At 54.1% G+C, this 25431-nt stretch carries 29 protein-coding genes; 19 read left to right on the plus strand and 10 right to left on the minus strand.

Annotated features, from left to right (window positions below):
• Positions 1-57 precede the first annotated feature (57 nt).
• Positions 58-1014, minus strand: a complete 957-nt coding sequence (locus CGL_RS05430) for a DUF808 domain-containing protein (protein WP_011014113.1) — start codon at positions 1012-1014, stop codon at positions 58-60.
• 68 nt (positions 1015-1082) lie between these two features.
• Between CGL_RS05430 and CGL_RS05435 the strand changes: the two genes are divergently transcribed.
• From CGL_RS05435 to CGL_RS05445, 3 genes are all read left to right on the plus strand, one after another.
• A complete protein-coding gene (locus CGL_RS05435) occupies positions 1083-1985 on the plus strand; it encodes a 2-dehydropantoate 2-reductase (protein ID WP_011014114.1) in 903 nt (300 codons plus the stop codon).
• A gap of 17 nt (positions 1986-2002) precedes the next feature.
• On the plus strand, positions 2003-2371 hold the full coding sequence (locus CGL_RS05440; protein ID WP_003858604.1) for a DUF2218 domain-containing protein: 369 nt from the start codon (positions 2003-2005) through the stop codon (positions 2369-2371).
• A gap of 108 nt (positions 2372-2479) precedes the next feature.
• Positions 2480-2743 carry a hypothetical protein gene (locus tag CGL_RS05445; RefSeq protein WP_011265683.1) on the plus strand — a complete coding sequence of 88 codons (264 nt, stop codon included), beginning with the start codon at positions 2480-2482 and terminating at the stop codon, positions 2741-2743.
• Between the two features lie 11 nt (positions 2744-2754).
• Here the strand turns inward: CGL_RS05445 and CGL_RS05450 are convergent, their stop codons facing one another.
• Genes CGL_RS05450 through arsC form a run of 3 tightly spaced genes read right to left on the minus strand, consistent with a single transcriptional unit; the run spans position 2755 to position 4368 of the window.
• Positions 2755-3144, minus strand: coding sequence for a DUF3592 domain-containing protein (locus CGL_RS05450; protein ID WP_011014117.1), 390 nt, complete (start codon positions 3142-3144; stop codon positions 2755-2757).
• Between the two features lie 3 nt (positions 3145-3147).
• On the minus strand, positions 3148-3984 hold the full coding sequence (locus tag CGL_RS05455; RefSeq protein ID WP_011014118.1) for a S1 family peptidase: 837 nt from the start codon (positions 3982-3984) through the stop codon (positions 3148-3150).
• 36 nt (positions 3985-4020) lie between these two features.
• Positions 4021-4368: an arsenate reductase (glutaredoxin) gene (arsC, locus tag CGL_RS05460; RefSeq protein ID WP_003862103.1), complete on the minus strand. Its 348-nt coding sequence runs from the start codon at positions 4366-4368 to the stop codon at positions 4021-4023.
• 27 nt (positions 4369-4395) lie between these two features.
• Between arsC and CGL_RS05465 the strand changes: the two genes are divergently transcribed.
• Complete coding sequence (locus CGL_RS05465; RefSeq protein WP_011014119.1) at positions 4396-5598, plus strand: YkvI family membrane protein; 1203 nt, start codon at positions 4396-4398, stop codon at positions 5596-5598.
• Here the strand turns inward: CGL_RS05465 and CGL_RS05470 are convergent, their stop codons facing one another.
• Both CGL_RS05470 and CGL_RS05475 read right to left on the minus strand, forming a co-directional pair.
• The gene (locus tag CGL_RS05470; protein WP_003858618.1) at positions 5599-6138 is read right to left on the minus strand and encodes a DUF402 domain-containing protein; all 540 of its coding nucleotides are present in this window, start codon (positions 6136-6138) and stop codon (positions 5599-5601) included.
• Positions 6139-6145: 7 nt separating this feature from the next.
• Positions 6146-6862, minus strand: a complete 717-nt coding sequence (locus tag CGL_RS05475) for an Rv1157c family protein (RefSeq protein WP_011014120.1) — start codon at positions 6860-6862, stop codon at positions 6146-6148.
• 378 nt (positions 6863-7240) lie between these two features.
• Here CGL_RS05475 and typA point away from each other — a divergent pair, with 378 nt between their 5' ends.
• The 8 genes from typA (at position 7241) to CGL_RS05515 (ending at position 15496) form a co-directional block, all read left to right on the plus strand.
• Positions 7241-9154, plus strand: a complete 1914-nt coding sequence (gene typA / locus CGL_RS05480) for a translational GTPase TypA (protein ID WP_011014121.1) — start codon at positions 7241-7243, stop codon at positions 9152-9154.
• Positions 9155-9276: 122 nt separating this feature from the next.
• Positions 9277-10728 carry an ABC transporter family substrate-binding protein gene (locus CGL_RS05485; protein ID WP_162467871.1) on the plus strand — a complete coding sequence of 484 codons (1452 nt, stop codon included), beginning with the start codon at positions 9277-9279 and terminating at the stop codon, positions 10726-10728.
• Complete coding sequence (mshB, locus tag CGL_RS05490) at positions 10715-11587, plus strand: N-acetyl-1-D-myo-inositol-2-amino-2-deoxy-alpha-D-glucopyranoside deacetylase (RefSeq protein ID WP_003858626.1); 873 nt, start codon at positions 10715-10717, stop codon at positions 11585-11587. Before CGL_RS05485 ends, mshB begins: the two co-directional genes overlap by 14 nt.
• 7 nt (positions 11588-11594) lie before the next feature.
• Complete coding sequence (locus CGL_RS05495; RefSeq protein WP_003858629.1) at positions 11595-12008, plus strand: hypothetical protein; 414 nt, start codon at positions 11595-11597, stop codon at positions 12006-12008.
• Positions 12009-12075: 67 nt separating this feature from the next.
• On the plus strand, positions 12076-12393 hold the full coding sequence (gene fdxA, locus CGL_RS05500; protein WP_003858631.1) for a ferredoxin: 318 nt from the start codon (positions 12076-12078) through the stop codon (positions 12391-12393).
• 8 nt (positions 12394-12401) lie between these two features.
• The gene (dapC, locus tag CGL_RS05505) at positions 12402-13505 is read left to right on the plus strand and encodes a succinyldiaminopimelate transaminase (protein ID WP_011014123.1); all 1104 of its coding nucleotides are present in this window, start codon (positions 12402-12404) and stop codon (positions 13503-13505) included.
• Between the two features lie 58 nt (positions 13506-13563).
• Positions 13564-14154 carry a GtrA family protein gene (locus CGL_RS05510; RefSeq protein ID WP_003858634.1) on the plus strand — a complete coding sequence of 197 codons (591 nt, stop codon included), beginning with the start codon at positions 13564-13566 and terminating at the stop codon, positions 14152-14154.
• 175 nt (positions 14155-14329) lie between these two features.
• Positions 14330-15496 carry an HNH endonuclease signature motif containing protein gene (locus tag CGL_RS05515; protein ID WP_011014124.1) on the plus strand — a complete coding sequence of 389 codons (1167 nt, stop codon included), beginning with the start codon at positions 14330-14332 and terminating at the stop codon, positions 15494-15496.
• Here CGL_RS05515 and dapD read toward each other — a convergent pair.
• Genes dapD through CGL_RS05530 form a run of 3 tightly spaced genes read right to left on the minus strand, consistent with a single transcriptional unit; the run spans position 15493 to position 18799 of the window.
• Positions 15493-16386, minus strand: coding sequence for a 2,3,4,5-tetrahydropyridine-2,6-dicarboxylate N-succinyltransferase (dapD, locus tag CGL_RS05520; protein WP_003863790.1), 894 nt, complete (start codon positions 16384-16386; stop codon positions 15493-15495). The genes CGL_RS05515 and dapD overlap by 4 nt on opposite strands.
• A 28-nt stretch (positions 16387-16414) precedes the next feature.
• Positions 16415-17806, minus strand: a complete 1392-nt coding sequence (gene aroP, locus CGL_RS05525; RefSeq protein ID WP_011014125.1) for an aromatic amino acid transport protein AroP — start codon at positions 17804-17806, stop codon at positions 16415-16417.
• 42 nt (positions 17807-17848) lie between these two features.
• Positions 17849-18799 carry a DapH/DapD/GlmU-related protein gene (locus CGL_RS05530; RefSeq protein WP_011014126.1) on the minus strand — a complete coding sequence of 317 codons (951 nt, stop codon included), beginning with the start codon at positions 18797-18799 and terminating at the stop codon, positions 17849-17851.
• A 54-nt stretch (positions 18800-18853) separates the two neighbouring features.
• On the opposite strand from CGL_RS05530, the gene dapE reads away from it, so the two are divergent.
• The 7 genes from dapE to CGL_RS05565 all read left to right on the plus strand — a co-directional run bounded on the left by dapE (position 18854) and on the right by CGL_RS05565 (position 23854).
• Positions 18854-19963 carry a succinyl-diaminopimelate desuccinylase gene (gene dapE, locus CGL_RS05535; RefSeq protein ID WP_011014127.1) on the plus strand — a complete coding sequence of 370 codons (1110 nt, stop codon included), beginning with the start codon at positions 18854-18856 and terminating at the stop codon, positions 19961-19963.
• Between the two features lie 61 nt (positions 19964-20024).
• A complete protein-coding gene (locus tag CGL_RS05540; RefSeq protein WP_003863794.1) occupies positions 20025-20795 on the plus strand; it encodes a TIGR00730 family Rossman fold protein in 771 nt (256 codons plus the stop codon).
• A gap of 21 nt (positions 20796-20816) precedes the next feature.
• A complete protein-coding gene (gene folP, locus CGL_RS05545; RefSeq protein WP_003855021.1) occupies positions 20817-21650 on the plus strand; it encodes a dihydropteroate synthase in 834 nt (277 codons plus the stop codon).
• An 11-nt stretch (positions 21651-21661) separates the two neighbouring features.
• Positions 21662-22378 carry a glucosyl-3-phosphoglycerate synthase gene (locus CGL_RS05550; protein WP_003863795.1) on the plus strand — a complete coding sequence of 239 codons (717 nt, stop codon included), beginning with the start codon at positions 21662-21664 and terminating at the stop codon, positions 22376-22378.
• A gap of 11 nt (positions 22379-22389) precedes the next feature.
• Entirely contained in the window at positions 22390-22698 is a 309-nt protein-coding gene (locus CGL_RS05555; protein WP_011014129.1) for a hypothetical protein, read from the plus strand.
• Between the two features lie 59 nt (positions 22699-22757).
• Entirely contained in the window at positions 22758-22925 is a 168-nt protein-coding gene (locus CGL_RS05560; RefSeq protein WP_003855015.1) for a DUF3117 domain-containing protein, read from the plus strand.
• 62 nt (positions 22926-22987) lie between these two features.
• The gene (locus CGL_RS05565; protein WP_011014130.1) at positions 22988-23854 is read left to right on the plus strand and encodes a methyltransferase domain-containing protein; all 867 of its coding nucleotides are present in this window, start codon (positions 22988-22990) and stop codon (positions 23852-23854) included.
• 3 nt (positions 23855-23857) lie between these two features.
• Here CGL_RS05565 and CGL_RS05570 read toward each other — a convergent pair whose 3' ends face one another.
• Entirely contained in the window at positions 23858-25354 is a 1497-nt protein-coding gene (locus CGL_RS05570; RefSeq protein WP_011014131.1) for a glycoside hydrolase family 32 protein, read from the minus strand.
• Positions 25355-25431 lie beyond the last annotated feature (77 nt).

The following is a 25431-nucleotide window of genomic DNA, read 5'->3' on the forward strand; positions in this document are numbered from 1 at the left end:
TGAGACAGTAAAAAGTCATATTAACTGTACAGCGAAATTACAGCGAACAACTCTCCACTAATGAGACGAGTTTTGCGCACGCTGTGGAATGAACTTCTTGATCACACTGACCACAACGGTGATAATCGCGCCCCAAATGAGGCCGAACACAAGTGACCCGAAAGTATTGCCAACCCATCCCAGAGCACTGCCTCCGATACCGTTAGCCCAGGACTCTAGTCCGTGAACAAGGTGGTAGGGAAGTTCCCATCCTAACTCTTCAGTTCCAACGACCATGATGTGGCCACCAACCCACAGCATGGCAAAAACGCCGACAACAGAAATAACTTGAAGAACGATGGGCATCGCTTTGACCAAGCCGCGGCCAAATTTCTGGATACCTGCGGAGTCACGCTTTGAAAGTGTAAGTCCGACGTCATCCATTTTCACAAGAACACCGACTACGCCGTACACGAGCGCGGTGATGCCAATACCTACGACGAAAAGAACCGCAGCCTGCATCCAGATAGTTTGATCTGCAATCTGATTGAGTGAAATAACCATGATCTCTGCGGAAAGGATGAGGTCAGTTGTGATGGCACTTTTGACCAGCTGATCCTCTGACTTTGGGCTTTCCTGCGACTTGGGTTCGGTGCTGTGCTGTTCACCTTTGATGCGCCTGTGGAGGGAGTGCCAGATCTTTTCTGCACCTTCGAAGCACAGGTAGGAGCCGCCCAGCATCAAAATTGGTGTGAGAGCCCACGGAGCAAACGCGGAAAGAAGCAACGCGATGGGCAAAATGATGATGATCTTGTTTACCAAAGAGCCCTTAGCGATCCGCCAAATCATGGGCAGTTCGCGTGCAGGTTTGACACCTTGAACATATTGCGGGGTAACTGCCGTGTCATCTACAACCACGCCTGCGGCTTTAACGCTGGTTTTTCCAGCCATCGCCGTGACATCATCGAGGCTGGCTGCAGCCGCTCGAGTAATTGCTGCGACATCGTCTAATAGTGCTGCCAATCCACCGGCCATTGATGACTCCTTTGTAGAGAAGGGGTAGTGCTTACAAATCTTATCTGTGCTCAGGCAAGATAGCAGGTATGAAAATTGCGATCGTTGGCGCTGGTGCAGTTGGTGGATATTTCGGAGCGTTGTTACAAGAATCTGGTGCAGATATCACGATGGTTGCACGTGGACGAACATTAGAAGCCTTGAAGTCTAAAGGACTCCACATCAACGATGCAAGAGGCGAACGCTACGTACCAATTCCTGCAGTTGCGAGCGTGCAAGAACTAAAAGATGCAGATGTAGTGATGATTGCTACTAAAGCATTATCGCGGTCTTTAGATCTCGCTGAACTTTTGGGTGGGATACCTGCGAATTCGGTGGTCGCGATTACTCAGAATTCGATTGAATCTGCTGATCTAGCAGCGAAGAGTATCGGTGCTGATCGTGTGTGGCCTGGTGTGGTTCGTGGGTTCTTTGTTCATGAGGGGCCAGCCTCAGTGTCATACAAGGGAGGCCCACTGTCCTACACGTTTGGTGATTCTGGTGAACTTTCTAGGCAATTCGCAAGCACTCTTGAACAGGCCGGTATTGACGGAGTTCTGCATCCCGATATTTTGGTGGATGTGTGGGAGAAAGCCATGTTCGTAGAGGTTTTCGGCGGGTTGGGGGCTTTCGTCGAAAAGCAATTAGGTACCTTGCGTACGCATTTTAGGGCTTCCCTGGAAGCCTTGATGGAAGAGGTGGCTGAGGTGGCTCGCGCGGCAGGTGTTGCGTTGCCGAGCGATGCGGTGGAGCGCACCATGAATTTTGCGGATCGGATGCCTGAGAATTCGACGAGTTCGATGCAGCGTGATTTGGCCGCGGGAGTGGCTAGTGAGCTTGAGGCTCAGACAGGTGCAATTGTGCGGGCAGCGCACAAAGTGGGTGTGAAAACTCCGCTTCATGACCTTATTTATGCTGGTCTTAAGCTGAAAGAAGAGGAAAATTCACTTTAGGGATAGAATCAAGATCCATGATCGTTACATCCACCGCGCGCGTTTCTATAGATCGTCCCTCGCGCTATGCCAAACAGTTAACTAGCCATTTGGGTGAAAAACTGAGCACAAGCTGGGACCCGGAGGCAGAACGGGGGTCTGTTGTCTTGGTGGGAAAGGGCCCAGACCACGAAGACCAGCGGTTTGCTTTTGATGGATCTGCTACCTGTGATCTGGTTGCCGGCGACGGCGTGCTGTTGCTCCACATTGAATCGCCCGCCAGCCTGGTTGAGCGTTTTGAAAATGTCATCGGCGGCCATCTGGTCGGCTTCGCTCGGCGCGACGAGATGAAGATTGCTTTTCGACGTGGTGATGGATCAGAAGGGCTGTCTTTTGAGTCCGTCTAACATAATCCGCATCGCAGCTGTTCTAATCCCCAATGATCAGGATCAGATTCTCTGCGTCCGCAAAGAGGGAACTGAATTGTTCATGTTTCCCGGAGGCAAGCAGGAGTTGTGGGAGACTCCTGCACAGGCAGCCGCGAACTCGAGGAAGAAGACCTCGATCTTTATGGGCGTTTTCAGGCACCGGCAGCAAACGAACCTGGCTTCTATGTGGACTGCCATGTGTTTAGCACATTTGATGTGTTCTTGAACTACACACCGGATGTGTACGAAGAACTCGCTGAGGCGAAGTACTTCTCGCCTAAACCACGATCGAAGAAGCTCGCGCCACTAACTCGTGACGTATTTGAGGCTATCTCAAGTGAAGTGCGTTAAGCACTATCGTTTTAGGCAACGAAAAATAGCAGTGGCACAGCAGTACAGACCATGAGGCCCCCGATCAAAATGAGGAAGAACCTCAAGGTGACGTCCTTGCGTGCAGTGAGGCGCCGAACCTGAGTGGAATCGTCTCTGTTCACCAGCAAGGGAATCACGGCGCCTTTGGTGGTGATGGGTCGGGGAGTGGACTTCGGTAGAACTCCGAACACCTCGTGGTGGTCAAGCTCGAAGCGGTACTGCGTCAGATAGCGTTCGTCTTCGAGCTCAACAAATCCAGTTACTTCTGCCTCGACTTCGACCGCATTAGATTGAAAATGCCGATCTTTTCCGATGAAGTGAATTCCTATACCGATGCAGACTACTCCCAGGATAAGGACTATCAGCAGGGAGATCAGCATATTCTAGGAGCTGCCCAGCGCCCAACCACCGATGGATGAACCGGTGAAAGGCTGTGGAGCAGGGATGAAGGTGGGGTTGGCGGTGGCGTCAACAAGTTCTGCGGGCGCACCAGCAATGGGGGCAATGTGCTTGCCGGTGTAGTAGGCGATCCACTCGGCGTGTTCAGCAACGGGGATGTACCAGCCGACGGTGCCGTCTAGTGCATCGTTTTCTACGTCAGTGGACATGCTGAGCACACCAGCCAGTTGACCATTGATGTACAAAGGTCCGCCGGAATCGCCTGGTACGAGACGACCGTTAGAAACAGTGCCTTCAAGCAGCACAGCGGTGCGGTCGGGGCTTGGCACATTGACTACCCTGCGTTGAATTTGCACATCGGCTTGCTGTGCAACATTTTGGCCAAAGGCAGAGTACCCACCCCAGCCGGCTGCTTGACCATTTTCACCAGGCTGCACGTGTGCACCGTAGAGATCAACCGTGTTGGAACTTGCCTGATTGGGAAGCTCAACGAGAGCTAAGTCCGCAGTAGGGTGCAAGATCGCTTGGGACACCTGCTGAAATTGGCTCAAAGTGCTTGAACCAATAGCTGCACCGGCAATACCGCCCTCAGGGATACAGTGGCGGGCGGTGATCGCCCACGTTGGGGTGATCATGGTTCCTGTACATGCAGTGTTACCGATGTGCAGACGAACAATTGAATCTGAAGTGGTGCTTGAACCCGTAACGTTGCGAGCATTTGCCAAAGCATGTGCAGGTGACGCCGCCACTAAGGGGGCAGACGCAGCCGTTAAAGCTGCGAGTACGGACAGTGCTTTGGTGGTAAATGACGCAGAAGACATAAAGAACAGTCTAGATGGTTGCTCTACAAAATGTTGTCACAAGATGCTGTCAATGACGTCGATTTTGGGGCGCGCAATGCGCGCGCCTTTGGCCGTCACCACGATCGGACGCTGAAGGAGCCTGGGATGGGCAACGATGGCGTCGATAAGCTCAGTTTCAGGTGTTTCTGGTGACAGGCCCAGTTCTGTGTACTCAGCTTCGCGGGTTCTGATGCCGTCGTGGACTGGAATTCCCAGCGTATTGAATAGTTCTTTGAGCTCGGAAGCGGTGGGCGTGTCTTTGAGATACTGAACAATTTCAGGCTCAATGTCCTTGTCGCGGAGGTAAGCGAGGGTATTTCTGGATGTGGAACAACGCGGATTATGGAAAATCGTGACTTTCATAACGTTGAGCCTACTAAGGTTTGTTCCATGATTATTCAAATCCTAAGAGTGGCATTTGCCTTCGTCGGCATCATTGTTGGCGCCGGTTTCGCATCAGGGCAAGAGGTCATGCAATATTTTGTGGCCTTCGGCATAGACGGAATTTGGGGAGTCATTGTTTCTGCAGTGATCATGTCGGTGATGGCGTTGATCATTTTGCAGCTCGGAAGCTATTTCAATGCAGGTGAACACGGTGAAGTGTTCCGCCGAGTAAGTCACCCCGTTTTCTCCAAAATTTTGGACATCGGCGTTGTGGTGACGTTGTTCTCCACCGGTTTCGTCATGTTTGCAGGCGCGGGATCAAATCTGAATCAGCAGTGGGGGCTTCCGCTCTGGATCGGTTCTGTGATCATGGTTCTTCTGGTGCTGGCTGCGGGCATGTTGGACGTGGATAAAGTAACCACAGTCATTGGTGCAATTACTCCGTTCATCATCATTTTCATCACTGCCGCCTCGATCTACACGCTGGTAGGTAATTTCAGCTCAGTGGAGCAGCTTGATTCTGCTGCTTTAGAAGTCGGCACGACGTTGCCTCACTGGGCTGTTGCAGCGGTGAACTATGTGGGATTCAACCTGATGGTTGCGGTGTCCATGGCTGTGGTCATTGGTGGATCAATGTTTAACCCGCGGGTCGCAGGTCGGGGCGGTTTGCTGGGCGGATTGATCCTGGGATTCTTGATCATCATCAGTGCGCTAACACTGTTCGCCACCGTGGAAGAAGTTGGCCAAGATGATATGCCTATGCTGACGATCATCAACAATTTGAACCCGCTGGCTGGCCAAGTAATGGCAGTGGTTATCTACGGAATGATCTTCAACACGGCACTGGGTATGTTCTACGCATTGGGCCGTCGTCTCACTGCGAAAAACCCACAGCGATTCCGTCCGGTTTATGTGGTCACAGTGCTGATTGGTTTTGTGTTGAGCTTTGTGGGATTCAAGAACTTGGTGGGCTATGTGTACCCAGTCTTGGGATACATTGGCCTGCTGCTGATTGCAGTGATGATGGTGGCGTGGGTGAGGGGACGCGTACGCATCTACAAGGAATCCGAACGCCGCATGCGGATCGCAGACTTGTTGCAGATCGGCCATGACGGAGCGTTGAGTGGAGCAGAGCTGGCGGTGCTCAACCAGGAAATCCAAGATTCAAACTTGGATGAGGAACAAATTAAAGCAGCGGTTAGGAAGTAGTTACTCTGCAGGGACGAGCTCTACCTGGCTGGCGTCAGCCCAGGTGAGTTCGATTCCCTTGGAGCGCAGCCACTGCATAGGATCGTCGCCGTGGCGGGTGATTCCTTCAACAGCATTCAAGGTGGCATCAATTGCGCGCTCAGCGTCATCTGCAGTGATAAGCCCTGCTGAGGTTGCTGCAGCTAGTTCGTCGATGTCCATGACTGTTACTGGTTCTCCGCAGACAGAGATGAGATCCACGTAGAGGTCGCGGGTGGTCCAGATGTTGTCTTCGACGCGAATTTCAGCGACATCGATGTAGTAATCCTGACGTTCATCCACGCCTTTGCGGAAGTGGAAAATGTTGGCACGCAATCCAAGTTCTGGGAGGAGCCAGCTTTCCAAGTATCCGAACTTGGGGTGGTTTGCACCACGAGCCATGTACAGGCCGAAGTCGGTTACTTTGAAGGTGTCTACCTCGCGGAGAAACCCCTTGGGATCTGTGTTTATGGATTCAGCAGTGTTGAAAATTTCCTGCTTTACGGGATGAAGATCAGTCATTGTTTTCTTACCTCACATCGAATACGACGGCAGTCGGGATGAAATTACAGTTCGCTGAACCGTTTTCGGTGGATGTGGTGAGGCCGCCTGACATGGAGGCGACGATGATGCCGCGTCCTGTGTCTGCCACACCGGAAATCGTTGAGGGGCCATCGGGGTTGATTCCGGTGTTGCTCAACGTCGTGGTGCCATGGGTGAAGTTGCTTAAGTTTGCCCATTGAACAGTCATTGCGGTGCTTTGCTGTTCTGCGAGGGGGCCAGTTCCCAGTGCGGTGAACACGAAGGAGGTTTGGCCGACACCTGCGCCGGGGAGGGGGAGATCTGCTGGTCCTGGAACTGCGAAGGCAGATCCTACGGCTGCAGAATTTCCGTTGATGCAGTTTTCTGATCGGGTGGGCCAGAAGAACTGCGCGATGCGTGGTGCGTTGTCGGGGATTTCAATGTCCCCACCTTCGCTGCCGTCACCGGTGATAAAACCCATGGCCTGAGAAACGATGTTCTTGATTTCCTGCGGGACCCACGGTTGGTTTACTGCCTGTTCGATTTGTTGGCGGAACTGCTCGTTGGGGCGTCCCCATTGGTCTACGGGGAGACCGCTGGAGAGATTCGATGAGGCGTTGAAAGCTTGTTCAACTGGTGTGACAGCCGATGCTACCGGGGTTGCCGGGAGTGCAATGGCTAGAGCGGCAGCGACTGTAAGCAGTCGGGGGAGTGTCTTTGTCACTTGAGTTTTACTTACCTTTCAACGAGACAATGCGGAGGGAACAACTTTAGTCACATTAGTAACTTCAGTTAACTTCTTTTCCTCCTGTCACATTAATCGCAGAATATTTACTGTCAATAAGGATCTAAGTGAATTTCTGGGTTTCCCTAAAGATTCACCAAAGATCCGAGACACATTAGAACAACGTTTTCTTGTTTTGTTTGTCGTACATCGATGCAGTTCCGTTACAAAATTCTGAAAAAACCAGCAAAATCTTTAGAGATTTGCCTCACAATGTGCGGAACGGGCGATAATGCGAGTACAGTGATACCGTTCTAAAACAATGGACTCGTTTTACAAGTCCTCCATACTTCTTTATCCGGCAGGAGAATGCCCCCAGTGACCCACCCAGAGTTTCGTAACGTAGCGATTGTCGCGCACGTTGACCACGGAAAGACCACACTCGTTAATGCCATGCTTGAACAGTCTGGCGTATTCAGTGACCACGGTGAAGTAGCCGACCGTGTGATGGACTCCGGTGACCTGGAAAAGGAAAAGGGCATCACCATCCTTGCCAAGAACACCGCGATTCGTCGTAAAGGCGCTGGCAAGGACGGCAATGACCTGATTATCAACGTCATTGACACCCCAGGCCACGCTGACTTCGGTGGCGAAGTTGAGCGCGCACTGTCCATGGTTGACGGCGTTGTCCTTCTGGTTGACGCATCTGAAGGCCCACTGCCTCAGACCCGATTCGTGCTTGGCAAGGCTCTTGCTGCGAAGATGCCAGTCATCATTGCTGTGAACAAGACTGACCGCCCTGACGCTCGTATTGACGAGGTTGTTGAAGAGGCACAGGATCTGCTTCTTGAGCTCGCATCTGCACTTGATGATGAAGAAGCAGCACAGGCAGCTGAGCAGCTTCTTGATCTGCCAGTTCTGTACACCTCCGGTCGTGAGGGCAAGGCTTCCACTGAGAACCCAGGCAACGGCAACGTTCCTAATTCCCCAGATCTGATGCCTTTGTTTGAGACCCTCTACGAGGTTCTCCCAGAGCCAACCGCTGACATTGATGGCCCTCTGCAGGCTCACGTCACCAACCTTGACTCTTCCTCCTTCCTTGGTCGTATCGGCCTGGTTCGCGTTCACGCAGGTACCTTGCGTAAGGGCCAGCAGGTTGCATGGATTCACTACGATGAAGAAGGTAACCAGCACACCAAGACCGCTAAGATCGCAGAGCTTCTGGCTACCGTTGGCGTTGCCCGCGTTCCTGCTACCGAAGTTGTTGCAGGTGACATCGCTGCTATCTCCGGCATCGAAGACATCATGATTGGCGATACCCTCGCGGATCCTGAGAACCCAGTTGCACTGCCTCGCATCACCGTTGATGAGCCAGCACTGTCCATGACCATCGGTGTGAACACCTCACCAATGGCTGGTCGTGGCGGCGGAGACAAGCTGACCGCACGTGTGGTCAAGGCTCGTCTTGAGAACGAACTGATCGGTAACGTGTCCCTGAAGGTCAACCCAACTGAGCGCCCAGATACCTGGGAAGTTCAGGGTCGTGGCGAAATGGCTCTGTCCATCCTCGTTGAGACCATGCGTCGCGAAGGCTTCGAGCTCACCGTTGGTAAGCCACAGGTTGTTACCCAGACCATCGACGGCAAGCTGCACGAGCCTTACGAGATCATCGTCATCGACGTTCCTTCCGAGTACCAGGGCAACGTGACCCAGCTGCTGGCTACCCGCAAGGGCCTCATGCAGTCCATGTCCACCACCCCAGGTTCCGACTGGATCCGCATGGAATTCCGTATTCCTGCTCGTGGCCTGATTGGTTTCCGTACCCAGTTCATGACTGAAACCCGTGGTACCGGTATCGCTAACTCCTACTCTGACGGCATGGATGTTTGGGCTGGCGAAATCAAGGGCCGCGCACACGGTTCCTTGGTTGCTGACCGTTCCGGCCAGATCACCGCTTACGCTCTGACCCAGCTGGCAGACCGTGGTAGCTTCTTCGTTGAGCCAGGCACTGAGACCTACGAAGGTGTCGTTGTTGGTCTGAACAACCGTGAAGAAGACATGGACATCAACCCAACCAAGGAAAAGAAGCTCACCAACATGCGTGCAGCTTCCGCAGACACCACTGTCACCTTGGCTAAGGCTCGGTCTCTCTCCTTGGATGAGGCACTGGAGTTCTGTGGCGTCGACGAGTGCGTCGAGGTTACCCCTGATGTTCTGCGCATCCGCAAGGTCATCCTGAACGCTACTGAGCGTGGCCGTGCACGTTCCCGTGCGAAGAGCCTGAACAAGTAATTCTCTTTTAGTTAAGAGTTGCTCTGGCCCGCTGTGTCCTCTGGACGCAGCGGGCCAGTAGTATTTTGGGGGTGAGAATAAGGTTTGGAATTCTAAGTGTTGTCGCCTGCACGGTTTCGTTGGTGGCATGTCAGGCTAATCCGGGTCCTGCGCCCGTTGAGGAGCCAACTACAGCCACTGCGACGACCACGGCAACTGAGACGACCACCGTAGAGACTGAAGCCCCCAAACAAGATCGGGAAACCATCAGTATTGGTATCGATCCGATCCGCAACGGTTTCAATCCACATTTGTTGTCTGATGATTCTCCACTGGTGCGCGATACTGCATCGTTGGTGTTGCCGAGTGCTTTTGAGGGCAATCAGCTGAACACTGACTTGTTGGACAATGTTGAGCAGGTGGATGAAACCACGGTGAGGTACACGATTGCTCAGGAAGCGCAGTGGAGTGATGGCACTCCGATTACTGGGTCTGATTTTGAGTACTTGCGCAGGTCCATTGTGGCGGGGACAGGAACGCTGAACGATTCTGCATATTCGGCGATTTCAGAGATTAGGACCTCAGGCGGTGGAAAAACTGTCGACGTTATTTTTGAACATCCTGTCGCTGATTGGCATTTGCTGTTTAACAATTTGTTGCCGAGTCATTTGATCACTGGCAATTCCACATTCCAGACAGCGTTTTATGATTCCATCCCGGCCTCTGCGGGGCGCTACATGGTGCGTTCCATTGATCGTCAGCGCGGCGTGATTACGTTGTCGCGCAATGATCGTTTCTGGGGTGCAAATCCGGCACACGTGGAAGTACTCCAATTCAACACCGTTGCCTCTGCATCCCGGGCGGGGGAGTACCTGCGCACCGGGCAGAGTTCGTTTATGAATCTGTCACCGCAGGAAACCCTGGTGGACACGTTGAATTTGGTGCCGGACACGGAAGTGCGGGTGTCTGACACGACGCGCACGCTGGAGCTGGTATTCAACGCCGAAGCGCTGGCACCGGCGCAGCGCGCCTACCTGACATCGCTTATCGACGTCCCCCTCACCGCCAAGTTAGCTGGCGGTCGCAGTGCAAACCTGGGTGTGCCCCAAACGGTGGAGGCGAGCGTCGATAAGCAAGAAATTCCTGCGTTGCGCCTGGCGGCGGACCCCGCCGACGATGCTGGTTTGGCAGCTGCGCGGGGCATCGTCGATATGCTGGCTGCGGATGGAATCAAGGCTCAGGTCGTGACAACCGATTTGAATTCGGCGATTGCGGGTAATTTTGATGCGATCGTGGCGTGGACCAGAACTGCCACGGATTCGATTGCGTTGGCGGACCGAGTGGGTTGTGGCGTGAACTTGGCAAAGTGGTGCGCTGAGGGAACCACGGAATATATCAACGGTGTTTTGGCGGGTGAGATTGATTTCGATCCTGCGTGGGAGCAGCAGTTTAACACCGAGAATCACTTGCGGGTTCCGATCCTGCGGGAGACTCGGGTAGAAGCGAAAAATAACGGTATCCTCGGGGCTGCGGATGGCTGGCCTGGGGGAATTTCAAGTGCTGCAAGTTGGAGGAAAAACGATGTTGAAGAATGATCTGTCTGGTGCTCGAGTTGTAGCTGTGCATGCGCACCCTGACGATGAGGCGATTACCACCGGTGGTGTGCTTGCGGATCTTGCTGCTCGTGGCGCCGATGTCACGGTAATTACCTGCACGTTGGGCGAGCAGGGTGAGGTTATCGGTGAGACATTCGCGCAGCTAGTCAACGGTGATGCGGATCAGCTTGGCGGGTTTAGGATCCATGAGCTTTACGCCTCGCTGGAGATTCTGGGCGTGCGTGGCATTCATCTGGGTGGCGCTGGCTGCTGGAGGGATTCCGGTATGGTTGGTGATCCTGCAAATGAGCATCCGCGTGCGTTTATTCACTCTGGTGACCGTGCAGTGGAGCAATTGAAAGAACTTCTTGCGGAATTGAAGCCACATCTTTTGATCACCTATGGCCCTGACGGCGGCTATGGGCACCCCGATCACATTCGTGCGCATGAAATCACCCACGCAGCAGCCGGCGAGCAACGCATTCTGTGGGCTGTGAGCGACCGTGAGGAGCTCGAGGACGGTCTAAAGGCAATCACTGGGCTTCCTGAAGGTTGGGGCAGGGGAGAGCTCTCTGCGGTCGATTCCGTGGACCTCTCTGTTGAGCTGAACGATGAAGTGTATGCCACCAAGGTGGAATCCATGCGCGCGCATGCGACACAATTGTGGATCGCTGACGGTTCCGTATCTCGCACCAACCCGGTTGCCGCACACGCAGTGACACAGCAGGACAATGTGAAGGTGTGGGCGCTATCTAATTTGATTGCACAACCCATCATGCGCCACGAGCACTACCAACTCGGCGCCGGAACACCACTGCCTGAAGGTGCAACTGGAGTGCTTGACGGACTGGAGTTCTGACACGGTTATGGCAGAATCTAAGCAGGTTCGGAACAAGAGTTTCATTCACCGAAACCTCGGCAAAGGGGAGGTGTTTGGAGGTCTATTTTGGCTCAGTCTAGGGGCACTTATTTCGGTGCTTTTGGAGGTCATTTACCTGGGCACCCGGATCACTTTGCCTGGCGGAACATCGCTGGCGTTTCCCTACACAATCGCCATTGCATTCTTGTTCAATATGGTTTTGACCAGGACTTCCATGCTGTGGACCGATCATTGGCTTGCAAAATTCACTCCACTGACAGTGTGGATTTTAGGGTTCATGGCGCTGCTGGTGTGGACCGTGGTTGCAGGGGATCAATTAATTCCGAATAATATTCGCACAGTGCTGCTACTTTTTGCTGGTTTTTCCGGTGGAATTTGGCCTGCGGTCAAGGGGAAGTAGCATAATAAGCCTAAAGCTTTCCCATATTTATTAGCCTCTTAGAGTTCTCAGGAGAAAACGAAATCCCATGACATACACAATCGCACAGCCCTGCGTTGACGTCTTGGATCGTGCCTGCGTTGAAGAATGCCCAGTAGATTGCATCTACGAAGGTAAGCGCATGCTGTACATCCACCCGGATGAGTGCGTTGACTGTGGTGCATGTGAGCCTGCTTGCCCAGTTGAGGCAATCTTCTACGAGGACGATGTCCCAGACGAATGGCTTGACTACAACGATGCCAACGCTGCATTCTTCGATGATCTGGGCTCCCCAGGTGGTGCGGCTAAGCTTGGACCACAAGATTTTGATCACCCAATGATCGCTGCGCTGCCGCCTCAGGCATAATCTAACGCATGACCTCTCGCACCCCGCTTGTTTCTGTTCTTCCTGATTTTCCGTGGGATTCGCTCGCTTCCGCAAAAGCCAAAGCTGCGTCTCACCCGGATGGGATCGTGAATCTTTCTGTTGGCACTCCGGTTGATCCGGTCGCGCCCAGCATTCAGATCGCGTTGGCAGAAGCAGCGGGGTTTTCGGGTTACCCTCAAACCATCGGCACCCCGGAACTCCGCGCAGCCATCAGGGGCGCGCTTGAGCGGCGCTACAACATGACAAAGCTTGTCGACGCCTCCCTCCTCCCCGTCGTGGGTACCAAGGAGGCAATTGCCCTTCTTCCATTCGCGTTGGGTATTTCCGGCACCGTTGTCATCCCAGAGATTGCGTACCCAACCTACGAAGTCGCTGTCGTGGCCGCAGGATGCACCGTGTTGCGTTCTGATTCGCTGTTTAAGCTCGGCCCGCAGATCCCGTCGATGATGTTTATCAACTCACCATCCAACCCCACAGGCAAGGTTCTGGGCATCCCACACTTGCGCAAGGTTGTGAAGTGGGCGCAGGAAAACAACGTGATCCTCGCAGCTGATGAATGCTACTTGGGTCTTGGCTGGGACGATGAAAACCCACCGATCTCAATTTTGGATCCACGTGTCTGCGATGGCGACCACACCAACTTGATCGCCATTCACTCGCTGTCTAAAACCTCAAACCTCGCTTCTTACCGCGCAGGTTACCTCGTTGGCGATCCAGCGCTGATTGGTGAACTCACGGAAGTCCGTAAGAACTTGGGTCTCATGGTTCCTTTCCCAATCCAGCAGGCCATGATCGCAGCCCTCAACGACGATGACCAAGAGGCAGGGCAGAAGCTCACCTACGCGATTCGTCGAGCAAAACTCATGCGCGCCCTGTTGGAATCCGGCTTTCAGGTAGATAATTCTGAAGCGGGTCTGTACCTCTGGGCGACGCGTGAAGAACCTTGCCGTGACACTGTCGATTGGTTCGCTGAGCGTGGCATTCTCGTTGCCCCAGGAGACTTCTATGGCCCTCGCGGAGCGCAGCATGTGCGTGTGGCGATGACCGAAACCGACGAGCGCGTCGACGCCTTTGTTTCTCGCCTGAGCTAAACACGACTAAGCTTATTTTGTTTAATTGAGTTTGAAGTTTTCCGTCGAAAGAGGCCATTTGAGTTCCGAGTCCAGTCCTGAGTCGAGTACCGAGCAAAAAACCTGGGGTAGTCGATTTCTTCGCGCTTCCCGGCAGTTCATCAAGTTCGGAATCGTTGGAGGCTCTGGCACTTTGGTTAACTTGGCGGTGGCAGCACTGTCCAAGAAGATCGCGGGATGGACGGCAGGGATTCATGAAAGCGATGCGTTCATGAATTTGCTTGGATCGGCTTTCCATATCCGTTGGTACCACGTGTTCATGACCATCGCATTCCTCGTGGCCAATACCTGGAACTATCAGCTCAACCGCATGTGGACCTTCAAGACAGCGACAATCGTGTCCTGGTGGAGGGGTTTCTTCCCATTCCTGGCTACAGGTCTTGTCGCGTTTATTGCGAGCCAGGTGGTCGCAACCTTGCTGATGAACGAGACATCTCCGATTGCCTTGTCCTCTGAAATTTTCGACGACTCCACCGGCTTCCGCACAAAGTTCTATTGGGCACTGGTGATTTCCATTCTGGTTTCCATGCCGGTGAACTTCATTGTGAACAAGTACTGGACATTCAAGAAGCCGAAGTCCAAGGTCGTCGTGGAAACGGACCCTGTCTAAACTTCGTTCAAACTCTAGGCCCGCATTAGAACAAGGATTTGCCTACATCTTCTTGTTCTGGTGTGGGTTTTCCTCACATCTAACAATCGAATAAATGTTCGAATAAAAGGTTGAAGGTGTCCCACCCCCACGGCACAATGGATGGCAAGAACACGTGAATCCAGGGGGGATACTCATGACCACTGACATCTACTTCAGCCACAACAACCCACACGACCCATACGCCCACCACACCACCGAACTCAACCGCGACACCCATCACCTCTGGGTCGTCTTAACCACCGACTCCGACGACTTCGACGCAGACTCCTTTACCACCGAAGTCATCCGGATCACCGGCTACTCCCGCCACGAAGTCAACAACGGCCTTAACGCCATGGCCGCGATGACCAACCTCCCACACCTGCGCGCCATCCAAGAACGCTACTACTTCCTGAGCATCCGCTACCTCGCCTCCATCATGATCGCCGTGGCCAAAGCAGACCCCACCCTGTGGGAAGAACTCGACCTGCGCATCACCGACGCCTTAACACCAGTCACCGCAGGGGAAGTGATGATCCAATCCTCCACCCTGTCCAAACGCATCGCCGCCTGGATCAAAGAACTCGACCCCGAACCCACACCAGAGCCCATACCGAAAGAGGACTATGTTCACGTCCACACCACTGATGAGGCGACCTATGTCCGCATCAAAATCAGCGGCCCCAACCGCCTGATCCTCAATGACATCATCACCCAACTCAAAGACACAGACACCGAGGACAGCCTGCCTGAAGCGCTCATGGCGTTCCTGATGGAGAAAATCCAGTTAAAGATCACCAAGTACCTTTTCACCCCACATAAGCACCCTGAGCAGGTGTGGTCACCGGACTACGGTGACATTGGTCCCGAAGCCTATGCCAATGCCACCCTCGTGTGCGCCAAGGACTTAGATGAGGTCGCTGGAGCCACGGAGAAGAGCTACACCCCGAGTGAGAAGATGAAAGCCCTGATCAGAGCTCGGGATGGGCATTGCCGCTTCCCAGGGTGTTGCGTCCCGGCGAGTAAATGCCAGGTCGATCACATTATCCCGTGGGCGGAGGGCGGCCCGACAGCGGCGTGGAACCTGCAGTTGTTGTGCCAGCGGCATCACAATATGAAAACCGATGGTCGCTTTACTGCTGATGCTAATGGATTGGCGGAGATTAGATGGATTGGGCCGATGGATGTGCCGGCGGTGACCAGGCCGACGGGTCCGTTGGTGAAAGCGATGCCGCGGGGGATTTGGGGTCAGGTGTTGAGGGATCGGATCCAGGCTAGGTTTGAGCGGATCCGCGTCCGCGCCCTCAACAAAGAAGACTAGTTGGAGTGCAAAGCTGTGTTGAGTTCGACAACTTTGGTATTGGGCACTGCGACAACTTGTCCGCTGACGGAGTCACGCCTAAAAATGAGGCCGTTTGAGCCCGCGAGGGTGGAGGCTTTGTGGAGGGAGCCGTCGAAAAGCACTTTGGTGCCTGCAGTGATGTAGAGGCCGGCCTCGATGATGCAGTCGTCGCCCAGCGGGATGCCGCAGCCGGAATTGGCGCCGAGCAGGCAGCGCTTGCCCAGCGAGATGACGTGCTGGCCGCCGCCGGACAGGGTGCCCATGATAGATGCGCCGCCACCGACATCGGTGCCGTCATCAACGGTGACGCCAGCGGAAATGCGGCCCTCAACCATGGAAGCGCCGAGCGTGCCAGCGTTGAAGTTCACGAAGCCCTCATGCATCACGGTGGTGCCATCTGCCAGGTACGCGCCAAGTCGGACGCGGTCGGCGTCACCGATGCGCACGCCCGAGGGAACCACATAGTCGACCATGCGTGGGAACTTGTCGACGCTATAAACCGTAACTTGGCCTCGGCGTGACAGGCGCGCGCGGGTGAGTGCGAAACCGTCAACTGCGCACGGTCCGAAGTTGGTCCACACGACATTGTTGAGGAGGCCGAAAATGCCGTCTAGGTTGATGGTGTGAGGGCGGAAAACGCGGTGGGAGAGGAGGTGAAGGCGCAGCCATGCATCGTAGGTGTCGGTGGGGGCTGCGTCGGTGTCGATAGTTGTCGTCACGATTTTGCGGGTGACGTTTCGATCTTCATCGACGCCTTCTAGAGGTGTGAGCGCGGACTGGTCGGTGGACCCGATTTCTGGATACCACACGTCCAGGACGTCGCCGGTGGAGGTCAGTGTTGCAATTCCGGTTGCGGAAGCAGTAGTCATGACGTCCAGAATAATTTCTATCGGCCTATCAGTTCAAGTCGGAAGGGGTGCGACCTCCGCGCAATGGGCTGTTAACTGTGACGAAGGACAAAAGAACCAAGAATCCGTACACAATTGCCACTGAGTAAACCTGGCTGCGGGAGGCTGCGTCGCCGAGCATGAGAGCAACGAGTCCTGCCAACAAAACCAAGGTGAGGATGCCTAACCATGGGTGCGCCCACATGCGAACCGTGGAGATTTCATCGTTTGCTTGCAGTTCTTTGCGGAGTTTCAACTGTGACAAAGTGATCATTGCCCACACCACAATCAAACAACCGCCAACAGCGTTGAGGAGGAAATCAAGCAGACCGGCTGGATTCCAGTACTGCAAACCAACTGAAACGAAGGCGAAGAACATGGACAACAGCACCGCATTGGTGGGGACGTGGCTGGTGCTGAGCTTACTGAAAACTCGCGGAGCGTCTTGTCGATTCGCCATGGAAAATACCAAACGAGAAGTGGCATAGATTTGGGCGTTGAAAGCGGAAAGCAGTGCTAGAACGATGATCGCTTCCATGAAACCAACCGTGCCAGGGATGTTTGCCATCGCCAGGATTTGGGTGAAGGGGGATTCCGCAGCGGTGTCGGCACCATTGATCGACTCATAAGGCATGAGGAAAGTGATGACCAAAACAGAGCCCAAGTAAAAGACTGAAATACGCCAAATCACGGCACGCACCGCCAGGGAAATAGCTTCACGTGGCTTATCGGACTCTGCAGCTGCAATGGTGACAATTTCAATGCCACCAAAGGCAAAAGCCACCGCGAGCAAACCAGCAGCAACACCAGAAATACCATTGGGCATGAATCCGTGATCACCGATGAAGTTTGAGGTTCCAACAAAGGTGGATCCGGGAAGCCATCCGAAAATAAGAGCAATACCAATGATGAGGAAAGCGATGATCACCGCGACCTTAATGAATGCGAACCAGTACTCGAATTCACCGAAACCGCGAACCGCGACGAGGTTCACCACAGCGAAGAAGACCACGCAGACAAGCGAAGGAATCCACGGTTCGACGCCGAACCATGCACCCATGATGGCAGCAGCGCCAGTCATTTCGGCGCCCATCACCATAATCAGCATGAACCAGTACAACCAACCGAGGGAGAAACCAGCCCAGTGGCCGAAAGCATCCTCGCCGTAACGTGAAAACGATCCGGAGGCGGGACGGGCAGCAGCCATCTCGCCGAGCATTTGCATAACAAGCACAACGATGGCTCCGGCGATGATGTACGCCAGGAGCACTGCGGGGCCGGCTGCGCGGATACCAACGCCGGTGCCGAGGAACAGTCCGGCACCAATTGCGGAGCCGAGTCCCATCATTGTGAGGTGGCGGGTCCGAAGTCCGGTTCCCAGCCCTTCATTAGATTTAGCCATGTATCAACCGTAAACCCACATGGCACTGGTTATGAAAATGGGTCAAGCTTTGAGGCGGGCAACTGGCTCATGGAAGCCGGATTCACGCTTGATTGACCAATTTGCTTGGCCTTCGATGGAGTCGATAGTGCGTAACTCCTCATCGGCTGCGAACCAAATGGGGGTATCTCCATCCAAGACAATGTTATTTCCGATGTCGCAATTGTCTCCCAGACTGACTCCGATGATTCCGGAGCTGACACCAAAGTTGCAGTTTTGGCCGATGCTCAACGGCAAACGGCGGCGCTGTTCATCTCTCGGGGACTGAATAGTAGAAGACAGTCCAATCTCGGAACCTTCACCGATGACCACACCGGAACTCAGGCGGCCTTCCACCTTTGCGGCACCCAAGGTGCCGGAGTTGAAAGACACGAAACCTTCACGCAGCACAGAGGTACCCGGAGCAAGGTATGCACCTAGGCGCACGCGTTCTGCTTCGGAGATGCGGACTCCAGGGGGAACCACATAGTCGACCATGCGGGGAAGACGGTCCACACAGTAGACGTGGATGAGTCCGCGGGACCGCAGAGCACCACGCACCCACTCAAAGTTTTCAGGAAGGCAAGGGCCCTTGTTTGTCCACACCACGTCGGACAGCAGCTCCAAGGTGTTTTGCATGTGCATTTCGTGGGGGCGGACCAGGCGGTGGGAAAGCAGGTGGAGGCGCAGGTAAACATCGTGCGCGTCTACTGGAGGTTGAGACAGATCGGGGATAACGGTGCGGACTGCTACCTGTTCGACGAGGCGATCTTGGTCCAGTTTTACCAACTGCAGCATCCGTGGGGTGAGTTCGTTTGCTCCGAGGCGTGTGGTGCCCACTTCCAATGGGTAGCGTTCAGCCCACTGATCCGGGTTGAAAATTTGGGGTTCTGGGTACCACGTGTCCAGGATGGTCCCGTCCATGGCGATATTTGCGATTCCAACTGCTTGGGCTCCGCGAATGTTTTCACTCATTTTTTAATCGACCGCTTCCATCATGTTTTAACTAAGGTTTGTAGGCTTAAACCTGTGAACTCTGAACTCAAACCAGGATTAGATCTCCTCGGCGACCCAATTGTCCTTACTCAACGTTTGGTAGATATACCGAGTCCGTCGGGTCAGGAAAAGCAGATTGCTGATGAAATTGAAGATGCCCTTCGGAACCTTAATCTACCTGGTGTAGAGGTCTTCCGCTTCAACAACAACGTTCTTGCTCGCACGAACAGGGGATTGGCCTCGAGGGTCATGCTTGCTGGTCATATCGATACAGTGCCGATCGCGGACAATCTGCCAAGCCGTGTGGAAGACGGCATCATGTATGGCTGTGGCACCGTCGATATGAAATCTGGGTTGGCGGTGTATTTGCATACTTTTGCCACCTTGGCCACGTCGACTGAGCTTAAACATGATCTGACGCTGATTGCGTATGAGTGCGAGGAAGTTGCTGATCACCTCAATGGTTTGGGCCACATTCGCGATGAGCATCCGGAGTGGTTGGCGGCTGATTTGGCGTTGTTGGGTGAGCCTACTGGCGGCTGGATTGAGGCGGGCTGCCAGGGCAATCTGCGCATCAAGGTGACGGCGCATGGTGTGCGTGCCCATTCGGCGAGAAGCTGGTTGGGTGATAATGCGATGCATAAGTTGTCGCCGATCATTTCGAAGGTTGCTGCGTATAAGGCCGCAGAAGTCAACATTGATGGCTTGACCTACCGTGAAGGCCTCAACATCGTTTTCTGCGAATCGGGCGTGGCAAACAACGTCATTCCAGACCTCGCGTGGATGAACCTCAACTTCCGTTTCGCGCCGAATCGCGATCTCAACGAGGCGATCGAGCATGTCGTCGAAACGCTTGAGCTTGACGGTCAAGACGGCATCGAATGGGCCGTAGAAGACGGGGCAGGCGGTGCCCTTCCAGGCTTGGGGCAGCAGGTGACAAGCGGGCTTATCGACGCCGTCGGCCGCGAAAAAATCCGCGCAAAATTCGGCTGGACCGATGTCTCACGTTTTTCAGCCATGGGAATTCCAGCCCTAAACTTTGGCGCTGGTGATCCAAGTTTCGCGCATAAACGCGACGAGCAGTGCCCAGTGGAGCAAATCACGGATGTGGCAGCAATTTTGAAGCAGTACCTGAGCGAGTAACCGCATTCGGGGTTATCGTGGGACTTCCGAAATGTAACTAGAGACTAGAGGAGGAAACACGATGGCTCCTAAACAAACTCCCAGCCCAGAGAAGAATCGAAACCTGGTGGGACCAGTTCTGCAACGTCGGCAGACAGAGGGTACTTTTGATCAACGCTTGCTAGAAATGCGCGCTGATCACAATTGGAAGCACGCCGATCCATGGCGTGTACTGCGTATTCAGTCTGAGTTTGTGGCGGGTTTTGATGCCCTCCACGAGATGCCAAAGGCCGTAACCGTCTTTGGTTCCGCACGCATTAAAGAGGATCACCCGTACTACAAGGCGGGTGTAGAACTTGGTGAAAAGCTCGTTGCAGCGGACTACGCAGTTGTCACCGGTGGCGGTCCAGGTCTGATGGAAGCCCCCAATAAGGGGGCAAGCGAGGCCAATGGTTTATCAGTTGGTCTGGGCATTGAGTTGCCACATGAACAGCATCTGAACCCTTATGTGGATTTGGGTCTGAACTTCCGGTACTTCTTCGCACGCAAGACCATGTTCCTGAAATACTCCCAGGCTTTTGTGTGTCTGCCTGGTGGTTTCGGCACGCTCGATGAGCTTTTCGAGGTCCTCTGCATGGTACAAACCGGCAAGGTAACCAACTTTCCCATCGTGCTGATCGGCACTGAGTTCTGGGCAGGTTTGGTGGATTGGATCCGTCACCGCCTGGTAGAGGAAGGCATGATCGATGAGAAGGATGTTGACCGGATGTTGGTCACTGATGACCTGGATCAGGCCGTCAAATTCATCGTCGATGCACACGCTGGATTGGACGTAGCGCGTCGCCACAATTAAGCAGTGGCTACATTAGGTGTTATGAGTTCTTTGCCGGTCATCATGGCCATCGTCAATCGCACCCCGGATTCTTTCTATGACAAGGGTGCGACATTTGAGGACACCGCTGCGCTAAACAGGGCAGCGGAGGTCATTGAACAAGGCGCCGGCATTGTCGATATCGGTGGGGTGAAAGCCGGCCCGGGGGATTTCGTGTCGGCGGAGGAAGAGATCGACCGCGTGGTGCCAATCATCGCTGCGGTGCGAGAACGTTTTCCTGACATTGATATTTCTGTTGATACCTGGCGGGCGTCGGTGGCTGATGTCGCAGTGGCGCATGGAGCAACGCTGATCAATGACACTTGGGCCGGCCATGATCATGAGTTGGTGCAGGTAGCAGGGCAGCACAAGGTGGGTTATGTCTGCTCGCACACCGGCGGGGTGATTCCAAGAACGCGACCATATCGGGTGCATTTCGATGACATCGTGGCCGATGTAATTACGGAGACCACCAAATTGGCAGAGCAAGCTGTTCGTGCCGGGGTGCCAGAGGAACGGGTGTTTATTGATCCCACCCATGATTTCGGGAAAAACACCTTCCACGGACTGGAGCTTTTACGACGGATCGATGAGGTGGTTGCCACGGGCTGGCCGGTGCTGATGGCCTTGAGTAATAAGGATTTCATTGGGGAAACTTTGGAAAGGGGCGTCGATAAGCGTGTTGCTGGCACGCTTGCTGCCACTGCCTGGGCGGCGGCGCGCGGCGTTGCGGCTTTTCGCGTGCATGAAGTTGCGGAAACCTTTGACGTTTTGCAGATGACGGCGGCGATTATGGGCGATGTGGCGCCACTTAACACCATTCGGGGGCTTGCGTGAGCAGCGTAAGCGTGGTGATTCCTGCGCTCAACGAAGCTCCAACCGTGGCCAAAGTCGTGGAGGCGGTCCTCGCTGACAACCCACTGGAAGTGCTGGTCATCGACGCCGATTCCACCGACGCAACCGCCGCCGAAGCCCGATCCGCCGGTGCGACGGTGCTGAATTGGCGCGAAATCCTTGATACCGAACCGATTCCAGGCAAGGGCGAATCACTCTGGCGAGGTGTTGCAGCAGCGCGCGGAGACATCGTCGTATTTGTCGATGCCGACCTCACCAGCTTCCGCCCCGGCATGGTGAACAGCCTTGTTGCCCCCTTCCTAAACGATGACATTCACCTGGTCAAAGCCGATTATGTGCGTACATTCGGTGATCATACAACAGGGGGTGGACGCGTCACGGAACTCACCGCAAAACCCCTCCTCCGCGCGCTTTTCCCCGAGCTAAGCCACATCCGCCAGCCGCTCGGAGGCGAGTACGCGATCCGCCGCAGCACCGCGCTTGCCATGCCTTTTGTGTCCGGCTACGGCGTCGAAGTGGGCTTGCTTATCGACGTCGCCACCCAATTTGGCACCTCGTCTATCGCCCAAGTAGACCTCGGAAGCAGAAGCCACAACCATCAATCTTTGGAAGCGCTTGGCTCGATGGCTGACGTGGTGGCAACAACTATTTTGCAGCGTTTCGGACATGATCTCCCGGTCGTGCAGCGTGAACCCTTGGGTATCCACTAAACTGGGCAACCATGCTGACCTGGATAATCATGATCATTGTGTTGATCGCGCTCATCGTGATTTTCACCTGGGTGTTCGCCAAACTTTTTGGTCGGGGAGAACAAACCCAACCATTGCCGGAAAACAATGAGATCGTTGAGCACAACCGGCAGGCGGTGGGCGAGGGGAATATCGATAAGATCATGTTCGATACCGTGATCAGAGGCTACCGCCAAGACCAAGTCGATGATGTGATCGAGCATCTAAAATGGCAGGTAGATTCTTTAAATGCTCAGCTTGAGCAGGCTCACCTTCGGGCAAAAACTTTCGAAACGGGCTAAAATAGGAAGTTAGCCGCGTTGAATCGCGGATTTTATCGTTGTGAGGAGATGGAATCAATATGGCAGCTATGAAGCCTAGGACCGGAAGCGGACCAATGGAAGCGGTTGAGGAAAGTCGCAAGATTGTCATGAGGATTCCATCAGACGGCGGCGGACGTCTCGTTGTGGAATTGAATAAGGAAGAAGCAGCCGAACTTGGAGCTTTGCTGTTGGAGGCAGCCAAATAGTCCCAATGTAAACGCACTGGGTAGTATTTGTTTAACCATCCACCTCAAGGAGTAAAACGCACGTGCTTTCCCACATCATTGATGTCCTCGCCGACCCGATCGATGGCACCCCACTTGTAGGCGCCGAAGATTTCTCACGGTTGGTGTCTGAATCTGGGCATTCCTACGATGTTGCTCGTCAAGGGTATGTCACCCTGGCTGGTGGCGCAGGTCTGCGCTATTCAGGCGATGATGCACAGATGATCGCGGATCGGGAAACCTTCCTTTCTGGCGGTCACTTCGCGCCCTTCGTGGAAGCTGTCACCGAGCATGTTCAAGATGTCGTTGACCAGGCAGGCCTTAGCGATGACGCACAGCCAGTGGTCTGCGAAATCGGCGCGGGAACCGGCTACTACTTGTCCCATACCCTTGATTCTGTTGCAGGATCTCGCGGAATTGGCATTGACGTTTCCGTGCACGCCGCAAAGCGTTTGGCAAAGTGTCACCCTCGCGTCGGCGCAGTCATCGCGGACGCATGGGCACGCCTGCCGATTGCAGATAACTCTGTCGATGCCATCACGGTGATTTTCGCACCACGCAACGCTGCGGAATTTGCCCGCATTTTGAAGCCAAAGGGACAGGTCATCGTGCTTACCGCAGATACCGGCCACTTGGCTGAGCTTCGTGAACCACTGGGCATCATTGATGTGGAGGCCGGCAAAGTTGATCGCATGATCGAACAAGCGGCAGGCCACCTCAAGCCAGTTGGCGAAAGAGACTTGGTGGAATTTGAAATGCTGCTGGATCAAAAATCCATTGCATCTCAGATCGGTATGAGCCCTTCTGCACGCCACATTAAGCCTGAGGCTTTGGCGGAACGCATCGCCGCTCTACCAGAACAAATGAAGGTTACAGCCCGGGCCAAGATCACCAGGCTGGAACGCATCTAACTCTTATCTCACTGGGCCTTCATGCGGTTCGTTTTCATCGAACTGCATGAGCGCAGTGAGATCATCTATATCTAGGGACACCGAACTGAAATCAACAGGGAAGTGACTTTCCTGGCGAATAATGCTTGCGTCACCGGTGGTGGTGACCTCAAATTCGCTGAATGGTCCGTTGTTGAAATACACACGGCTTGCCATTGATACATAACCGCCATCAGCAAAAACTTCTACTGTAGAGCCGTCAACGACAATGAACAGTGAATCTGTTTCATCATCAGTCAATGGTGCAATCGCGTGTGGATCACCCGCGTGGTTGGGGTTCATGGACCGATCAACGACTAGCTGATTGTGGCGGTGAGTGATTGTTGCAGCGATTTCACCTTCTTGGTCCTTCAACGCCACTTCAACTGCGCTGTTTGATGGGATTTCGCACAGTCCGGTCCAACCTGCCGCTGCCTCGGATTCATGAATGGCATCAAGCAATCCTTCTGGAGGGGTCTGGAAGACCGTACCGTCCTGGAGCGTGACAATACGTGGGAAAGAAATAGCGTTTGCCCAGCCTTCTTCCTTCCAACTGAGATGCTCAGTGGGGGAGTCCAAACGACCTACGCCATTCATGAGACCAAAGATGTGGGCGAAGTCGTAGCCGATGGTGGTTTCGGCGTAGTTGGTGTTGCGGGGGCGAGAGAAATCATGGCCAAAATCGATGCGGGTAAATGGAGTCTTCACATCGAATTCTGAGCCGTTGAGCTGGCCTACCAGGTATCCCGAAATGTCAATCCCGTCTTGTTCAATGGTGACAATGAGGACATCGTAGATTTCATGATCCACTTCATCGCGCAGACGAATCATGCGAGGAGCAACTAGAACTTCGTCTGACTCTAATCCAGAGAGGCCGTTGAGAGACAGGGGACCTGTAATGGACCATTCTCTTCCATCTGGCGAGTCGAGGACCACTACTGTTGGGGCTTCAACTGGGCCAGTAACTGCGAGCATCAACCATCCTGAGTGGCCTTCATCGCGGTTTCCTTGGTCTTCCCAACCTGGGATAACGCACGGTGAGCGGAACTTTACATAACCATCAGTGTTGCCAACCACTTCGCCGATTCGGGAGACATCTGGATCGAGCCCCAGCTCGTCCTCATTGATCAGTTCGGTGGTGCCACGGATGTTGTTGATGTGTGCCAACTGGATAGTGGAAGTGGGGCCAACAACCGAGGTGAAGTACAGATCAACGCCACCGTTGTTGGACACCACTGAGCCAGCGCGAACCTGGGTTTCATCGCCTTCAGGGGCTAGCACGTCATCGCAGATATCCCACACAAATGGAGTGCGCTCTGCGAATTGGTGCGCCCACCTGGGGCCGTGATCTGGTGAGGGACGGTACTGGTGGAAGAAATGCCACGTGTCGTCATCCAACAGAACGCCTGCAGGTGCAAACAAAACACCACTTTCAGCGGTGATGTGCAGCTCTGGTCGGTGATACCCGGAAACGTTCGTCATCTCTTTATTGTCCTGCCTTCACTCAATTACGCCAGTGTCTTTGATTCAGGGTAGCGATTTCATCACACATGGGTGGA

This window comes from Corynebacterium glutamicum ATCC 13032 (assembly GCF_000011325.1).
Classification (GTDB): Bacteria; Actinomycetota; Actinomycetes; order Mycobacteriales; family Mycobacteriaceae; genus Corynebacterium; species Corynebacterium glutamicum.

Coding starts and splice junctions, on each gene's coding strand:
- CGL_RS05430 (WP_011014113.1), bottom strand. CDS start 1,014: ATGGCCGGTGGATTGGCAGCACTATTAGACGATGTCGCAGCAATTACT.
- CGL_RS05435 (WP_011014114.1), top strand. CDS start 1,083: ATGAAAATTGCGATCGTTGGCGCTGGTGCAGTTGGTGGATATTTCGGA.
- CGL_RS05440 (WP_003858604.1), top strand. CDS start 2,003: ATGATCGTTACATCCACCGCGCGCGTTTCTATAGATCGTCCCTCGCGC.
- CGL_RS05450 (WP_011014117.1), bottom strand. CDS start 3,144: ATGCTGATCTCCCTGCTGATAGTCCTTATCCTGGGAGTAGTCTGCATC.
- CGL_RS05455 (WP_011014118.1), bottom strand. CDS start 3,984: ATGTCTTCTGCGTCATTTACCACCAAAGCACTGTCCGTACTCGCAGCT.
- arsC (WP_003862103.1), bottom strand. CDS start 4,368: ATGAAAGTCACGATTTTCCATAATCCGCGTTGTTCCACATCCAGAAAT.
- CGL_RS05465 (WP_011014119.1), top strand. CDS start 4,396: ATGATTATTCAAATCCTAAGAGTGGCATTTGCCTTCGTCGGCATCATT.
- CGL_RS05470 (WP_003858618.1), bottom strand. CDS start 6,138: ATGACTGATCTTCATCCCGTAAAGCAGGAAATTTTCAACACTGCTGAA.
- mshB (WP_003858626.1), top strand. CDS start 10,715: ATGTTGAAGAATGATCTGTCTGGTGCTCGAGTTGTAGCTGTGCATGCG.
- CGL_RS05495 (WP_003858629.1), top strand. CDS start 11,595: ATGGCAGAATCTAAGCAGGTTCGGAACAAGAGTTTCATTCACCGAAAC.
- fdxA (WP_003858631.1), top strand. CDS start 12,076: ATGACATACACAATCGCACAGCCCTGCGTTGACGTCTTGGATCGTGCC.
- dapC (WP_011014123.1), top strand. CDS start 12,402: ATGACCTCTCGCACCCCGCTTGTTTCTGTTCTTCCTGATTTTCCGTGG.
- CGL_RS05515 (WP_011014124.1), top strand. CDS start 14,330: ATGACCACTGACATCTACTTCAGCCACAACAACCCACACGACCCATAC.
- dapD (WP_003863790.1), bottom strand. CDS start 16,386: ATGACTACTGCTTCCGCAACCGGAATTGCAACACTGACCTCCACCGGC.
- aroP (WP_011014125.1), bottom strand. CDS start 17,806: ATGGCTAAATCTAATGAAGGGCTGGGAACCGGACTTCGGACCCGCCAC.
- CGL_RS05530 (WP_011014126.1), bottom strand. CDS start 18,799: ATGAGTGAAAACATTCGCGGAGCCCAAGCAGTTGGAATCGCAAATATC.
- CGL_RS05540 (WP_003863794.1), top strand. CDS start 20,025: ATGGCTCCTAAACAAACTCCCAGCCCAGAGAAGAATCGAAACCTGGTG.
- folP (WP_003855021.1), top strand. CDS start 20,817: ATGAGTTCTTTGCCGGTCATCATGGCCATCGTCAATCGCACCCCGGAT.
- CGL_RS05555 (WP_011014129.1), top strand. CDS start 22,390: ATGCTGACCTGGATAATCATGATCATTGTGTTGATCGCGCTCATCGTG.
- CGL_RS05560 (WP_003855015.1), top strand. CDS start 22,758: ATGGCAGCTATGAAGCCTAGGACCGGAAGCGGACCAATGGAAGCGGTT.
- CGL_RS05570 (WP_011014131.1), bottom strand. CDS start 25,354: ATGACGAACGTTTCCGGGTATCACCGACCAGAGCTGCACATCACCGCT.